Consider the following 15489-nt stretch of genomic DNA (forward strand, 5'->3'; position numbering starts at 1 on the left):
GAAAGGGAAAACGACGCTTTTCCCTTTCCCCAGAACATTAAGGAGCCAGGAAAAGTCCCGCCTGGACTTTTTGCGACCCTGTCAAGCTTGGATGGAGAAAATGATGAAAAATCCAGTTTTTATCGTTAGGCTTTCGCTCCTCTTGACGATCCTGATTATTTTCGGCTCAGCAGCTCCTGCCTGGGCCGAGATCGTGGATCTTTCCGGGAACTTCTCCCTGGAGAACGGTCTCGACGTCCGTCTCATGCCCGACACATCCACCTCCATGGTGGCGGTCATGGCCCTGGTGCGCACCGGCTACGCTGTCGAAGGAGCCGGCCGCAGCGGTTTTTCCCACCTTCTCGAGCACCTGGTCTTCGCGGGGACTCAGAAACGGTCCAAAAGCCGGATCCAGCGGGAAGTGGAGGGCCTGGGCGGGTACGTCAACGGCTTCACCCGGGACGATTACACGGCCTATCTCATCGTCGGACACAGGGACCACCTCGGGCAGCTCCTGGACGTTCTTTCCGACATGCTTTTTAACTCCACTATCCCGGAGAAGGCTGTGGATGAGGCAAAAGCGGTCGTCCTCGAGGAGATCCTGCGGTCCCGGAGCCGACCGGACACAAGGGACGAGGAACTGTTCACCTCCCTCCTTTACGGGGGCTCGCCCTACGCGCGGACAGGTCTGGGCAGCGAGACCACCGTATCGGCCGCCACCCGGGAAGAGATCGAAAGTTTCTACAAAAAGAACTACCGCCCGGACAACATGATCCTCCTTTTCAGGGGAGGGTTCGAGCCGGACCGCGTCCACGAGGCGCTGGAAAAAACTTTCGGCCCGGCTCCAATGGGGGCTGACCGTATTGCCGTCACCAAACCCGAGCCGATCCTTGCCCGGAGGGTGTACCGGGCAGACAGCTCGACTCCCGGCGTGAAGGTGCGCATCGGGTTCGCCGGTCCCCATCCGAGGCACACCGACGCCCAGGCGATGGAGCTTCTCGCCGGTGTCCTCGGGGGCGGGGAGGGGATCCTTGACAGGGCGCTCAAGAGCGCCGGTTTCATGCCGCGGAGCAGTTCAGGCACCCTCGCTATCAACGACGGGTTCTCCCGCTTCATCATCTCCGTTTCCCTTCCGGCAGGCGCCGACCCGGCTGCCGTCCGCAGGGTCCTGCTGGATGCCATACCGGCAGCCCTCACGACGGAGAGGTTCCCCGACCTCGTTGATCGAACCCGCGAGGCCATGGTGTCGGCCGAGATCATGGAACGGGAAAAACTCCATTACTTCCTCATGGGCAAGGCGCCGTGGATCGTATCCGGCTCTCCGGGGCAGGGGCTGTCACCAGCCAGGTGGGACCACCTCACGGCCGAGGATCTGGCCGAAGCGGCACGGGCGTACCTCGTCGAAAAGCCGTCGGTGGCCCTTATCACGTCTCCAGGCCCGGCGGATGCCGGTGGGGTAGCCGCCGGCGCGGTGCGGGCCGAGGCCATGCTGGACAACGGCCTTCATGTTATCGCCGAACAAAGGCCGGGTTCGGATGTTTTCGCTCTTCACCTGATGACCAGGCACCGCGGCGCCCTGGAGCCGAAAGGCAGGGAGGGGATCGCCGATTTTTTGCACCGCCTCCTGGCCATGGGCACCGACACCCGCACCCGAGAGGAGATCCAGGCCGCGCTCCGGTCCATGGGGGTTTCCCTGTCCACGGCGGGCAACCCGATGGTGCCTTTCGGGGACTTCTACACTTCCAGGCTGTTTTCCTATATCCGTCTCGAGTGCGTGACGGAAAAAGCGTCCGATGCGGTGGCTCTGCTTGCGGACATGGTCCAGAACCCGGCGCTGACGGACGCGGACATCGAGGAGGTCCGGGGGCAGATGCAGGATTTCATCTCCTACCGGTCTGCAAAGCCGGACACGGTGGCCTCGGGAATGCTGGCTGAAAGGCTGTACGGGGGAGTCCTGGGCCCGGACGTCTACGGCTCGGCCGGGTCGATCTCCGCTATCACCGGGGGTGAACTGCGCGATTTCCACGGGCGTTATCTGGCCGGCAGGAACCTCATCGTCAGCGTGGTCAGCCCGATGGCCCCGGAGGAGAGCATCTCCCTTGTGGAGAAGAACCTCCGCCGCCTGCCCGCCGGTGAAAAGGCCAGGATTGCCACTGTACCCCTGACCGTCAAACCCTTTGTGACCGAGGCGGACCTGGGCAGGCCACAGGGCGCCCTGGCGGCCGGTGCTGTTACGGGCGAGGCTCCCCCGGCCGATGATATCCCTGCCCTCGTGATCGCCTCGGGGCTGCTCAACGTCCGCCTGGCCGAAGAGCTCAGGGAAAAGGAAGGGCTGGCCTACTCCCTGGGGGCGTCCCTGGGTGATGTGGACGGCCGGGTCGTTTTCACCTTCTCCATGGGGACAGCACCCGAAAAGATCGAGCGGGCCCGGGAGGCGCTCAGGGAACAGCTGGAGGCGGCCAGGAAAAGCCCGGTGAACAGGGAGGAGATGGAAAGGGAGATCAACGGTCTCGTGGGCCGGCTCCAGATGAGGATGCTATCGTCCATCAACCGGGCTTACTATCTCGGGGTCGCGACCCGTGAACGGCTGTCACATACCTTCGGTGAAAAGTACAGGCAGCAGCTCCTGGCGCTGACCCCGGAAGACATCGAAAGGGTCCTGGACAGGTACCTCCCCGGCGACGCCCTTATCGAGGCCGTGGTCCGCTGAGGCGGAAGGTGAAGACGCCAATGACAAGTGTTCTCACAGGCACCCTGATCCTGTTTTGCGCTCTCCTTGTATGGGTGCGGTGGCAGGAGAGGGCCAACCTGTTTTTCCCGTCGGCGGATCTTTACCTTACACCGGCTGACCTCGGTCTCACCTTCAAAGATGTCCGTTTCGGTTCGGCCGGGAACACGCTCCACGGATGGTACATCCCGGGGGAAGGGGAGCAGGTGGTCTTGTGGCTTCACGGCAACGCCGGCAACGTTTCCGACAGGGCCGATATGGCTGTGGCAATGAACGGCGCCCTCGGGGTGTCGAGCTTCCTCTTCGACTACAGGGGGTATGGGCGAAGCTCCGGGCGGCCCACGGAGAAGGGGCTTTACGAGGACGCTGCCGCCGCCTTCCGATGGCTGGCGGAGACGAAGGGGATCGCTCCGGGAGATATCTTTCTTTATGGTCACTCCCTGGGCAGCGTGGCGGCCGTGGACCTGGCCCTTGGCGCCGGGAAGGGTGCGGGCGGCCTCGTCCTGGAATCCCCCTTCACCGGCGCCCGCGACATAGCCCGCATGATCTATGCCGGCCTGCCGGTGGACCTTTTCATGTCCCTGAAGCTGGATAACGTGGGCCGGGTCGGGAAGGTGGCCATGCCCGTGCTGGTCATCCACGGCGAGGCGGACGGGACCATTCCCTTCGAGATGGGCCGGAAGGTCTTCGAGGCGGCCGCGGAACCGAAACGGTTCCTGGGCATCCCCGGAGCGGATCACAGCGATTGTTATATCGTGGGAGGGGAGAACTACTGGTCCGAATGGAAGAAACTTCTGGACCAGAGTCAACGTTGATGGATTTTTGCGACTCTATCAACGTTAAGGGCGCGGTTCCTGTAAAAGCGGCGTTTTTTTATTACCACGGAGACACGGAGAAAGGCGGAAACGGAGAAAAGGCTGAACCCGAACCCTGAACACCAGCCGCAGGCCGGTGTCATTCCGGACCTGAGATAGTCCATCTCATTATTCTTCCTCTCCCCTGGGGGGAGAGGACCGAGGTGAGGGGGAAAGTGTTCCGAGCCGGAATCCTGGTCCGACAATATCCCGATAAAATAAGAAGCGGCGGGCTTGCGCCCGCCGCTTTCACGTTACTTGAAACCAGCCGGAAATTCCCCCGGGTGATTTATTCGGAATAATACACCGGTGTATTCCCGTTGGTGCCGTCGTGCCCGTTTCCGGAGGCATCGTTGACGGCGCTGTCTGTGATCTGGGGGGAGAAGAAGAGGTACGGGTCGCTGTCGTTTACCGTACCGTCATAGGCATCTATTTCCGGTGCGGTCAGGAGCCGCTGGAACCATGCCTGGTGGGCAAAGGTGACGTCCACTTCCGAATAGAGGTCTCCATATGTGGCCGTGTTGGCGTGATTTTCCTGGCCTCCCCAGTAGAGCAGGTTCGTGTTCGTCTGATCGTCCATGGGAGTAACCGTTGTCGAAACGTACCCTGCTGAGCCGTCGACATACAGTTCCAATGTCATGCTGGCATAGTCGTACTGAAGGCAGACCGTATACCATTCGCCCTTTGTCAGGGTGACGTCTTTTCGCACAGGTACCCAGCCCCCCTTTTCTACCCAGGCATAGACTCCGGTTGGACTGCCATATGTAAACTGGATCGCGATGTCCCCTTCCACATCGTTCCACGCGCTTCCGCGGAAAAAATGCCACCCACCCACCGACGTGTCGGCGTCGGCCGGGATCTGGACCTTTTCGATGATCGACCAGTCGGTGGAGTAGGTGAACCCCTCCATCGTTCCGAAATTGACGAAATCCTCATCGATGGCTTCAAGTTCCACGAGCGGCGTCGGCTCTTTATCGCTGCCTCCTCCCCCTCCGCAAGCCGCGAGGAGTGAAAGCGCCATCAGAAACGGGATGGCCCCTGTTAACAAGAAGATTCTGGTGTTTCCCCTGTCCCAAAAAATCATGTGTCCCTTCCTGAAAAAGGTTTGTATTGTGATAAAAAATAATATGTAAGTTGTTTCAGGGGAAGGGGTGAGAAAACCAAAGAGGCGGCATATGGTTCTGAAAGGGGGACTTCCGGGGTCTAGGCCGGAATTTGGCAAATCATCGATTCAAAATTATCTGTTCCGGCAGATCAGCTTCGCTTGGAAAACTTAACCCTTCCGGCGACGTTCAGGAAGAAATCGCGGGACCATACCTCGATTGAAGAGACATCGGAAAGGAACTTCACAACGTCGGCTTTCGCTTTATCGACATCGAGGCCGAAGATATTCTCTTTGACGATCTCAAGGAAGCGCTCCTCGGTGAGAGGACCATGTTCGGTGTAATGCCCGCTCCGGCGCACCCTGGCCTCAAGATGCCGGAGGTCGAGGTCAGTGCCACGTCCCACATACCATACGAAGTCATACCAATCCCTGCCCTTCACTCTATTGCCCCATCCTCGGCAGAGGAGGGCGTGCATCTTCCCGGCGCCACATTTGTGGCGATCTCTTCCGGCTTCAGCAGGGAGAAGTCCATGCTGGATTCCGGATAGCCATGCCATTGGCAGGACTTCCGGAATGACGGCTTGCCTTTCCCCTATCCCCTTTATCCCTGTAAATAGCTTTTGCCTGAGATCGCTTCACTCGGGATACGGTTCGCAATGACGGCGATGATGCATCTGTTTTTATTCTACGTTCTCCATTGGGCCTGACCGCTCGCCGCATCCGGCTTTCAGCCGTTCCTCAAATTTCCTCACGATGCGGCGATTGACGCCAGGCATGGGCAGCGCCTCCAGTTCCTCCAGCGTCACCCATCTCGCTTCCGGATTTGTCACCGTCCCCGCTTCGCGTTTGCAGATGAACACGTGGAGCTTTACCCGGAACCGGGTGTAGGTGTGGGTAAAGATCCCCAGCTTTTCGCAAACCTGGACCCGCAGGCCCGTCTCCTCCCGTACCTCGCGAACCATGGCCTCCTCCGGGCTTTCGCCGGGAGGAGGCTTACGTATGTGCGTGTGGGCGTGGAGCGTATGTGCGTAAGATCTGCTCTGCTTTGTTCGCTGGTTTTTCGCGTTCACGGATTCACGCACATACGCACTTTCGGACCCACGGATCTTCCCTCCCGGAAACTCCCACATCCCGGAAAAAAGGCCGCCTTGCGGCCTTTTTTGTACAAGGGCCGTTCCGTCTTTCAAGATAATACCGATAGCAGCCTCGATGTGGGTCGTCTCGGGCCTGGGCCTTTTCTGTGGGAACAGCTCCACCTGCTCCAGTCTCAAGGCCCGGCACCAGGCAGCCAGGGGACACCCGGCGCATCGGGGTGCCTTGGGTGTACAGACCGACGACCCGAGGTCCATGAGGGCCTGGTTGAAATCGCCGGAGCGATCAGCGGGGATGATGCGGCCAAAAACCGCAGCGATACGTTTTTTATCGGAGGTGGCCAGGAGCCGGGACCAGACCCGGATGTTGTTGGCGTCCAGGGCGGGGACACGCGCCCCGTAGGCGATGGAAGCCACCGCGGCGGCCGTGTACTCTCCGATACCGGGGAGTTTCTTGAGATCGAGGGGCTCCCGGGGAACCTGCCCTCCGTACCGGGTCGAGATCTCTTTAGCTGCTGCGTGCAGGTTCCTCGCCCGGGAGTAGTAACCGAGTCCCTCCCAGGCACGGATCACCCCCTCTTCATCGGCACCCGCCAGCGCTTTGACGGTGGGGTAGGTGCGCATCCAGCGCTCAAAGTAGGGGATGACGGCGGTCACCGTGGTCTGCTGGAGCATGAACTCGGAAACCAGAACCGAATATGCCTCGGCAGGCTCGGCACGGGCGGTTCCGGATGTTTTGCGCCATGGAAGCTCACGCCGGTTGGCGTCGTACCAGGAGAGTAAGGCAGCGGCGAGTCTGGATCCAGGTTTCAATCCAGACTGCCTCGTACGTGCGTTTGTGCGTGAAGCGTAAATGCGATCTTAACGCCATCACGTGCCCAAGGACATACGCATGCACGGGCACTTTTCATCAGGCCGCCTCCTTAGCCTTTGATTCAGTCTTTCACTGCACTCTGCACTTTACACTTTGCACTCGGGACACCGAAGGTGTCCCGCTACATCCTCGCTCCCCGGAACAGCAGCGCTCCCAGGGTCAGGAAGGCGGCCGAGACCGTTCCTAACACCGCCAGGTCCAGGGCCGGGCCCATGGCCGACTGTCCCAGGAGAGCCCAGCGCAGGCCGTCCACACCGTAGGTGAGGGGGTTCAGGTAGGCGGCGACCCGAAGGGCCGTTGGAAGCTGGTCCAGGGGGAAGAAAGCTCCCGACAGGAAGAAGATGGGCATGATGAGGAAATTGAAGATGAGCTGGAACCCGTGGGGGTCCTCCATGCGGGATGCCATGGCCACCCCGAGGCTGGTGAACGACACGCCGATGAGGGCCATGAAGGCCAGGATGAAGAGGAACCCTGTCGGAGTCGGGACCCGGAGCCCGAGGAGGATGCTGATCCCCAGCATGAGCAGGGCCTGGATGGAAGCCGTGGTGGTCCCCCCGGCGGTGCGCCCCAGGACGATGGCGAGGCGCGGGATGGGAGCCACCAGCATCTCCTTTAAAAACCCGAACTGGCGGTCCCAGATAACCGAGATGCCCGCCACGGTGGAGGAGAAGAGGAGGACCATGCCCACGATACCGGGGGCGATGTAGTCCAGGTAGCGCTCGCCGCCGGGCCGCATGCCGAAAGCGGACTGGAGCCCCATCCCCAGGAAGGCGAGGAAGAAAAAGGGCATGCCCAGGCTGCCGATGATCCGGGAGGGCGACCTGAGGTAGCGGATCACTTCTCGCTGCCAGATGGTGGCGGATGCGAAAAAAAGAGTTTTCATAAATTCAATCTCAAATCTCAGATCTCAAATCTCAAACGGTAATGCTGGTTGCTTATGTCATCGCGAACCGTAGATCGTGTGAAGCGATCCCGTCTCCGAGATTGCTTCGCTTGGCAGTGGCTCGCAATGACATCCTTTTGGCTCCGTGTCTCCGTGTCCCCCCATCTCCGTGTCAAAAGGTTTGCCTCCCCGTTACCCCGACACTCCGATACCCCGTTACGTTCCGAAGGAACTGGCCTTCACCTGTTGAAGGCCCTCCTGCGTTGCCGCATGCGGTCCACGTTATCGGCATCCGAGTCCCGGATGTCCCGGCCGGTGTGGTAAATAAAGACGTCCTCTAATGTCGGCTTTTTCAGGGCGATGGACCGGGCCGACGCGCCGGTCTGGTCGGTGAGCCTCAGGACCTCGGGGATGCGTGTTTCGCCCCCCTGGACCGTAATGTCTACCTTCCCGTCCCGGGCCCTGATAGAGAGGACCCAGTCGACTCTCTCCAGGGCAGCCACCACGAAACCGGTTGGGCCTTCTACCTCCAGGCTGATGACGTCCCCGCCAAGGCCGTTTTTCAGCTCGGCGGGAGTGCCCAGGGCGATGAGCTTTCCGTGGTCCATGATCCCGATGCGGCCGCAAAGGGCGTCGGCTTCTTCCATGGAATGAGTGGTGAGGAGGATGGTCAGCTCTTCGGCCTTGTTGATCCTCTCGATATGATCCCAGATGCGTCTGCGTGTCTGGGGATCAAGACCGGTGGTGGGTTCGTCCAGGAACAGGACCGATGGGTGGTGTAAAAACCCCCGGGCGATCTCCAGACGCCTTTTCATCCCTCCCGAAAAGGTCTTGACCCTGTGCCCGCTGCGGTCGGCAAGGTCCACCATCTCCAGAAGCTCCGGGATGCGCTCCCGGCGATCTGCTCTCGGGACACCGTAGAGGCGGCCGTGAAAGTCCATGTTCTCCCAGGCGGTGAGTTCCTCGTCCGTGGACGGGTCCTGGAAGACGAGGCCGATGGCCCGGCGCACGGCGTCCTTTTCCCCCGAGATGTCGTGCCCCGCAACCGACGCGGTGCCGGTTGTGGGCGGCAGCAGGGTGGCCAGCATGGACAAGGTGGTGGTCTTCCCGGCCCCATTGGGCCCCAGGAGCCCGAAGATCTCCCCTCGCTCGATGGTCAGTTCGAGGCTGTCCACAGCGGTGAGGGCGCCGAAAGAACGGGAGAGGGACGATGTTATAACGGCGCTGTCCATAACAATGGGAGTTATACCTCAACAGGGGCGAGTCCCCAAGCGAAAGTCGAAGCAAGCCGCCCCGAAAGGCGCCTAACCAGTGTATCTATCTGACTACTGACTACTGGAACAGTTCCTTCAGCTTCTTTCCCAGGTCCTTTTTCAGCTCTTCCTTTTTCTCCTCCACTTCCTGCTTCATCTCTTCCTTCGCCGCCTGGTTCATGGCGGAAGAGTCCAGGCCCACCTTGGGAGAGGTCACGGTTCCCCCGATCTTCAGGGGGATCTGGAGCCTGCCGTCCGTCTCCTTGGGGAACAGCTTTCGGCGGTCGGCCGGCACTTTGGCTGTCGATTCCTGGGACAGGGTCATGCGTGAGGTCATGGCAAGGGACTTGTCCAGGCCGATGTCCCCCTGTATCCTCATGGTGTACTCAGCGGTGGCGATGCGCATGTTGCTGACTTTGATTTTCCCATCCTCGATGGTGAAAGAGACGTCCATGTCCTCGAAGCGGGTTTCTCCCCTGCTGTCGTCGAGACCGAGCAGGGAGGCTGCCTTTGCCGCTCCGCCGCCCAGGTTGGCCGTGGTCAGGCGGCCGTCTGCGGCTTTCACGGCCCCCCGGCCGGAGAGGTATTTCTCCAGGTCGGCGAACTCGGTGCCTTTACCTTCAATAGCGACATCCATGGAGGCCTTGCCGTACAGGACCCCGTCCATTCCCGCCACAGCAGCGAGGGCGTCGTTGACCTCGACGCCGGTCATCTTCATGTTGCTGCCGTAGGCCAGGGGAAGTGCACCGAGGTCGGCCCAGGCCGCACCGGCCAGCAGACCGGAAAAGGCGGAAAGCTTCATCCCGTCTAACGCGAACCGGGTCCCTTTCATGGAAAGGGCTGCCGACATGTCGGAAAAGGAGATCTTCTCGAACCTGCCCTGCTGGACCGTTACCGTTCCAGTGACCGTTACAGGGAGCGGCTGGATGGGCTCCAGGCCTTTTGCCGCTGCCGGTGCCGCGATGGGAGGCGCTGAAGAGCTTCTCTCGAGGAGCGCCGGCCCTCGATCCACCTCGAACTTTCTGGAGACGAAGGTGAGATCGGCGGCCAGGTCCTTGCCGACGGTGCCGGTTACCTTCCCTTCGAAGGTCAGGTCGCCGTCCAGTTTCACCATGGGACCCAGGTCCGGCAGTACGGCATCCCACCCTGACAGCGGGATGGCGTTGGATCTTACAGCGAGGTCCACGGTGGGCTGCGACCCCGGGTTCCGGACCGTGCCGGAGGCGTCGAAGACGGCCTGGTAAGCCTTGAGGGAAAAACTTTCCAGGGTCAGGAGCTTTTTGCCGAGGTCGACACGCCCTTTTTCCACGATGGAGCCCTCAAAACCGGTCACGAGGGGGACGCCGTCCTTCCGGGCGACGTTCAGATCCTGGAGGGAGGCGGTAAGTTCGAAGACGATCCCCGTCGAGAGACTCCCGCTGATCTTCTCGGTGGCGCTCACCACGCCCGAGACTCCCACCGGCAGGGGGCCGGCGATCTCAGGGATGCGGGCCAGCTCGAAGGGGAGGATGGTGAGGGAAAGGTCCACGGGGATCCGGTCGGGTACGATCTGCCTGCCCACCGGCCCCACCGTGCCTTCGAACCGGACATCCTCCCCCATCCGGCCGATGCCGAGAGCTGCCGAGATGGTGATGGGCCGGTCGAAGGACAGGTCCCTGAGGGAGAGGGTCATCTCCTTGAGGGAGATCCCCCTTGCGAGCCTTGGGTTGGTGGCATCGGCGAAGAATACCTCGCCCTGTTCCATGCGGATCTCATCCACGAGCAGGTCGATGGGAGGCGCCTTGACAGCCTGAGCGCCGGGATCCATGGCGGCATAAGGGGCAGCCAGGGGGGCAGCGAGGGCTTTTGGATGCTGCGGGATGCCGGCGGTGGCGGTGGAGCGGTTGAGGCTGTCTAAAATGTCGTCGAAATTAAAGCGTCCCTCCTTTGTGCGCACGATCCGGATCTTCGGTCCGGACAGGACGACGTACTCCACCGAAAGCCTGAGCCTGAAAAGGTCTGTCAGGCGCAGCTTGAGGTCGAAGGAATCGAAACGGGCGAACGGTTCGTCGCCGAACCCGTCCGCCTCGGCGATGGAAAAACCGGACAACTTGATCTTTGGCCCTGCCCATGAAAAGCCGGCTTTCTCAATAGTCACCTGCCTGCCCAGTCGCCCGGTGGCCTGTCGCTCCCCGTACTCCCTGAGAGCGTCGACGTTGAGCAGGTAAGGAGCCGCGATGAGCCCGGCAACGAGAAGCAGGATGAGGATCCCGCCGCCGATGAGGGAATATTTGACGAGTTTGTTCATGGGGCACCTCGGTGTTTCAGTAATCAGTAATCAGAAATCAGGCTACTGCTTCAATACTGTTTGACACAATCTGGCGTCAGGATACACTTTTTCACGCTTCACGCTTCACGGTCTCTTCCACTCCACCTCAACGCACTTTGCAAAGCTCTCCCCGTTCCAGCAGTAGGCCCGCCGTAAGCCGTCAGAGTTCCCGTCTCCCATCTGGAGGAACGTCACGCTCGGATCCTGGCCCTCATTACCAAGAATGGGGTATCCGGGTGGAATGGTCTCGTCTTCCAGAATCCTTCGCAGGAGGGGCGAACCGTCCGGGCCTCTCTCCATGGCCAGGATCCTGGTGACCATGGCGGCTTCCCCCGGGGTCAGGTAATAGGCAAGGATCTCGTCCTTACCGTCCCCGTTGGTGTCGGACAGTTCCATGGAGCAGGCCCTGGCTCTGTCCTCCCTTTCCAGGGGGGTGCTGCCGTCGCTCCATTTCGACCAGCGGCCCGAGTCGGCCCTGAAAAGGGCAAGCCGCACGGCGTCGTCGGAACTGTACAGGACGGCCAGTTCCTTCCGGTGGTCCCCGTCCATGTCCCCGAGGCCGTACTGAAGGACGCGGATCCCGGGCGGCAGCGCGGCGTAGACGTCCGGGTCAGCGATGGCCGGATCGGCAGCGAAGAGCATCAGCGACGAGCAGACAGCCGCCAGAAGATGGAAACGTCCGAACAGGAGTAAAGATCTCATGGAGAAAAGGTAGCATGGAAAGGGAGGGGAAGAAAGGGAGGACCCGCCGTCGCCATCATCCTTCGTCAATCGGCTAAGGATGACAAAGGGCTATGGCGGGCAGGGGGAGGGATGAGCATCTAGACCGGATGAAGCGCCGTCTGGCCGACGGAGCGAAAAATCCAAGGAGGATGAGGGGAAAGGGCAGGCTGGAGGCTGGATGCAAGAAGATCAGGCAACAGGCAATGGGCGATGGGAAAATCAGTGCAGGGCGCAGGGTGATAAAATCAGAAGCCGGGAACCAGGAGGAGTCCCTCCATCATTCCGGGCCGATCCATAGTCCCTTCCTTATTCTTCCTCCCCCTGCCGAAGGGGGAGGAGGAGCACTTCACCCTCCCCTTGGTCCCCTCCCCTCAGCCGCCTTCGCATAGAGCTTCGTCGGGCCAGGAGGGAGGGGGAAATTAAGGAGGTTGGTTGCTGAAAGGAGGTGGGGGTGATAGTGTTCGGACCCGGAATCCGGACATCAAAATCGGGGCTTTTCATTGAACGTGATTTTGAGGTTTAGACTTGTACCCCGGCTATGGTTATAATGGAAAGGTAGCGAAGGCAGTGTGGCTGAAACTGATAGCTTCGTAAAAAGTCATCAATGCGCCCGGATTGGGCGCCCGGATCAACGTCCGGATCGGCATGTCGGTGATCCGTGAGGGAAGGGAAAATGACATTTTTCCCTTCCCGTGGAGCGAAAAGTCCCGTCTGGACTTTTTACGACCCTAATATAGCGCGCCTGGAAATGGCGCCCGGATAAGTGAGCAGAAATGTGTTACTTATCCGTGAGCAAAGGGAAAACCGCGCTTTTCCCTTTGCGTTGACAAAAGATCTCGCTTGGATCTTTTGTCCCTATCAATAGGAGCAGGACTATGACCGAAAGCGGAAACGGCGGTTCCAAGGGACCGTTTCAGGACACGCCCATATTCGGGAAGCGGGGGCTGAACCTGCCAAAGTTCCCTAAATTCCCCGGGATTCCCGGGATCAACTTCTCCTTCGGGGGAAGAAAGCCGGTGGCCCTTGTGGTGATCGTCCTTGCGATCATCGGGGTGATCTACAACCTGATGCTGGTTTATGTCGGACCCGGCGAATACGGGATCAAGCAGGTCAAAATCGGGATCAACCGGGGCATCCAGGAGAAGGTCTACACGGCGGGCCTTCACCTGGTTCTGCCGGGGATGGAGGTCATGCACAAGTTTCCCAGGAACCTCCAGGTCTTCGAGCTCAACAACTACCCCACCCAGTACACCCGCCTCAACCGTTACGAGAAGGCGGCCCACATCCAGACCTCCGACGGGTTTTTCGTGGATGTGGACATGGCGATCCTCTACCGGATCGCCGACCCTTACCTGCTCATCACCACCGTCGGACCCGGCCTCCTGTACGAGGACAACGGGATCGTTCCCAAGGCTGAGCCGGTGCTCAAGGAGGCCCTGGGCGAGCTGTCCACCGAGGAGTTTTACAACAGCCCCCTGAGGGTCGAGAAGACCATGAAGGCCGGGGACATGCTCAGCGCCGAGCTCAAGCCCTACGGGATAGAGGTGGTAGAAGTGCTCGTCCGCTACTTCCATTACAGCGAGGAGATCCAGAAGAACATCGAGGCCAAAAAGCTCCAGGATCAGCTGGTCTTTAAAAACCAGGCCGAGCGCCGTGCTGCGGAGGAGGGCGCCAAGCTCCAGAAGGTGATCAGCGAGGGCGAGGCCCTCGTCAAGGTCAAGCTCCAGGAAGGGCAGGCTTACAGGGTCACCCGGACCGCCGAGCGGGACCTTTACGTCAGGAAGCAGCACGCTGAAGGCGACAAGCTGATCAAGCTGGCGGAAGCCAAGAGAACGGATCTGAAGAACAAGGCCCTGGAGGGCATGGGTTCCGAGCGCTTGGTGGGGCTGAAGATGGCCGAGGTATACGAGGGGCTCGAAGCGATCATCCTTTCCTCCGATGGTCCGAGGGGCGTCAACCCCCTCGACCTTGAGAGTACCCTCCAGATGTTCGAGGTCAGGAAAGGAGGCCGCCGATGAGATCCCTGAAGCCGTTCCTTCTGCTGGCCGTCATGAGTTCCTTCCTGATCTCCGGGTGCTGGCCTCACCAGGCCGGACCCACCGAGGTCGGTGTCCGCACGGTCAAGTTCGGGATCTTCAAGAAACGTGGAGTGGAGGAAAAATACTACGCCCCGGGCAAGACCTACTTCTTCATGCCGATCATCAACGACTGGCACACCTTCGATACCAAGCTCCAGACCATGGAGATGACCTTTGACCCCAAGCGGGGTGACCTGAGAGCCAGGGACGACCTGCTGTTTAAAACCATCGACGGCAACGACATCAGCCTCGACGTCATCATCCAGTACCGTATCGATCCAATGAAGGCTCCCAATATTCTGCAGAACGTGGCAGAGGACGATTTCCTGCTGCGCCAGAAGGTCGTGCGCACCGTAGTGCGCAGCGTTCCCCGGGACGTTTTCGGAGAGCTGAAAACCGAGGATTTCTACATCTCCGGCCAGCGCCAGGAGAAGGCGGAGAAGGTTCAGGAGTCCCTCAACTCGATCCTGGAGCCTTTAGGGGTCATTATCACCAGGGTCTCCACCAAGGACTACCGGTTCCCCCCCGCCTATCAGCAGGCCATCGAGGACCGCAAGGTCGCCGACCAGCAGGCTGAAAAGAACAAATCCCAGGCCAAGGCTGCCGAGGAGGAGTACCGCCGCAAGGTCGCCGACGGCCAGGGCCAGGTCAACCGCGTCATCGCCGAGGCGGACGGCGAGTTCGAACGGGCCAAGCTCGAGGCCGACGCCTATTTTCAGCAGCAGGGTCAGATCGCCAAGGCCATCGAGGCGGAGGGCCTTGCAGATGCTGCGGGTATCAGGGCCATGAACCGGGCTCTTACCGGTTCCGGTGGCGAGGCGCTGGTGAAACTGCGGATCGCAGAGGCCCTCAAGGGCAAGAAGATCTACCTGCTCCCTGTTTCCGAGGGAGGGATCAACCTGAAGACAACGGACATCAACGACCTTCTCAAGGTCTACGGTTTACAGAGCATGGCCAAGCGGGCGGCGCCCGCTCCACAGGCTGAAAAGCCCGCTGAGGCCAAATGAGGGAGGATTGTCGTTTCGTTTAAATAACAGCCGTGTTTCAGGGTTTTTTGAAACACGGCTGGGAAGGAGCGCCCATGAAGTTCAACAAGGTCCAGAAGTTCCTGGTTCCCGTGGATTTTTCCACCACCAGCAACAAGGCGTTCGCCTACGCAAGGGAGTTGGTCAAGCGCTGTGGGGGTGAGCTGCACCTGCTCCATGTCCTGGACACCGAATTTCTTACCGGAGCGGTGCACATCACCATCGAGCCCCTGGAAGAATCAGTGGGCAAATGGAGAAAACGGGCCCAGGAAAAACTCGCGGTCGTCTACCATGGGGAGGGCGAGACCAGGCTGCCCGGCAAGATCCACCTCCGGGAGGGCAAACCCCACGAGGAGATCCTGAAGGCTGCCGAGGACCTGGGCGTCGATATGATCATCATCGGCAGTCACGGCCGACATGGGATCGAACGGGCCATTTTCGGGAGCGTGGCTGAAAGGGTGGTCAAGAACGCGCCCATACCGGTGCTCGTCATTAAATAAATTTCTGTGCGCAAACATGATAGAGTCGCAAAAAGTCCAATCCGGGACTTTTCGCTCCACGGAAAGGGAAAAGCGTCGTTTTCCCTTT

The 15489-nt window shown here is 60.2% G+C and carries 12 protein-coding genes; 5 read left to right on the forward strand and 7 right to left on the reverse strand.

The window, feature by feature from the left end; all coding sequences use genetic code 11:
* Positions 1-103: 103 nt before the first annotated feature.
* Both P1S46_07675 and P1S46_07680 read left to right on the forward strand, forming a co-directional pair.
* Positions 104-2689: a pitrilysin family protein gene (locus P1S46_07675; GenBank protein ID MDF1536365.1), complete on the forward strand. Its 2586-nt coding sequence runs from the start codon at positions 104-106 to the stop codon at positions 2687-2689.
* 20 nt (positions 2690-2709) lie between these two features.
* Positions 2710-3522 carry an alpha/beta hydrolase gene (locus P1S46_07680; protein ID MDF1536366.1) on the forward strand — a complete coding sequence of 271 codons (813 nt, stop codon included), beginning with the start codon at positions 2710-2712 and terminating at the stop codon, positions 3520-3522.
* A 328-nt stretch (positions 3523-3850) separates the two neighbouring features.
* On the opposite strand, the gene P1S46_07685 is transcribed toward P1S46_07680, so the two are convergent.
* From P1S46_07685 to P1S46_07715, 7 genes are all read right to left on the reverse strand, one after another.
* Positions 3851-4582, reverse strand: coding sequence for a hypothetical protein (locus P1S46_07685; GenBank protein ID MDF1536367.1), 732 nt, complete (start codon positions 4580-4582; stop codon positions 3851-3853).
* A gap of 233 nt (positions 4583-4815) precedes the next feature.
* A complete protein-coding gene (locus P1S46_07690) occupies positions 4816-5223 on the reverse strand; it encodes a nucleotidyl transferase AbiEii/AbiGii toxin family protein (protein MDF1536368.1) in 408 nt (135 codons plus the stop codon).
* Positions 5224-5346: 123 nt separating this feature from the next.
* Positions 5347-6570 carry an A/G-specific adenine glycosylase gene (gene mutY, locus P1S46_07695; GenBank protein MDF1536369.1) on the reverse strand — a complete coding sequence of 408 codons (1224 nt, stop codon included), beginning with the start codon at positions 6568-6570 and terminating at the stop codon, positions 5347-5349.
* 182 nt (positions 6571-6752) lie between these two features.
* On the reverse strand, positions 6753-7514 hold the full coding sequence (locus P1S46_07700; GenBank protein MDF1536370.1) for an ABC transporter permease: 762 nt from the start codon (positions 7512-7514) through the stop codon (positions 6753-6755).
* Between the two features lie 239 nt (positions 7515-7753).
* Entirely contained in the window at positions 7754-8746 is a 993-nt protein-coding gene (locus P1S46_07705) for an ATP-binding cassette domain-containing protein (GenBank protein ID MDF1536371.1), read from the reverse strand.
* A gap of 100 nt (positions 8747-8846) precedes the next feature.
* Positions 8847-11054, reverse strand: coding sequence for an AsmA family protein (locus tag P1S46_07710; GenBank protein MDF1536372.1), 2208 nt, complete (start codon positions 11052-11054; stop codon positions 8847-8849).
* A 105-nt stretch (positions 11055-11159) separates the two neighbouring features.
* Positions 11160-11777 (reverse strand): hypothetical protein, encoded by a 618-nt coding sequence (locus P1S46_07715; GenBank protein ID MDF1536373.1) that lies wholly within the window; start codon positions 11775-11777, stop codon positions 11160-11162.
* Positions 11778-12673: 896 nt separating this feature from the next.
* Between P1S46_07715 and P1S46_07720 the strand changes: the two genes are divergently transcribed.
* The 3 genes from P1S46_07720 to P1S46_07730 all read left to right on the forward strand — a co-directional run bounded on the left by P1S46_07720 (position 12674) and on the right by P1S46_07730 (position 15401).
* Positions 12674-13816 carry an SPFH domain-containing protein gene (locus tag P1S46_07720; GenBank protein MDF1536374.1) on the forward strand — a complete coding sequence of 381 codons (1143 nt, stop codon included), beginning with the start codon at positions 12674-12676 and terminating at the stop codon, positions 13814-13816.
* Positions 13813-14883 (forward strand): SPFH domain-containing protein, encoded by a 1071-nt coding sequence (locus tag P1S46_07725; GenBank protein ID MDF1536375.1) that lies wholly within the window; start codon positions 13813-13815, stop codon positions 14881-14883. The genes P1S46_07720 and P1S46_07725 overlap by 4 nt, the downstream gene beginning before the upstream one ends.
* 74 nt (positions 14884-14957) lie before the next feature.
* Positions 14958-15401: a universal stress protein gene (locus P1S46_07730; GenBank protein ID MDF1536376.1), complete on the forward strand. Its 444-nt coding sequence runs from the start codon at positions 14958-14960 to the stop codon at positions 15399-15401.
* Positions 15402-15489: the final 88 nt, after the last annotated feature.

This window comes from bacterium (assembly GCA_029210545.1).
Taxonomy (GTDB): domain Bacteria; phylum BMS3Abin14; class BMS3Abin14; order BMS3Abin14; family BMS3Abin14; genus JARGFV01.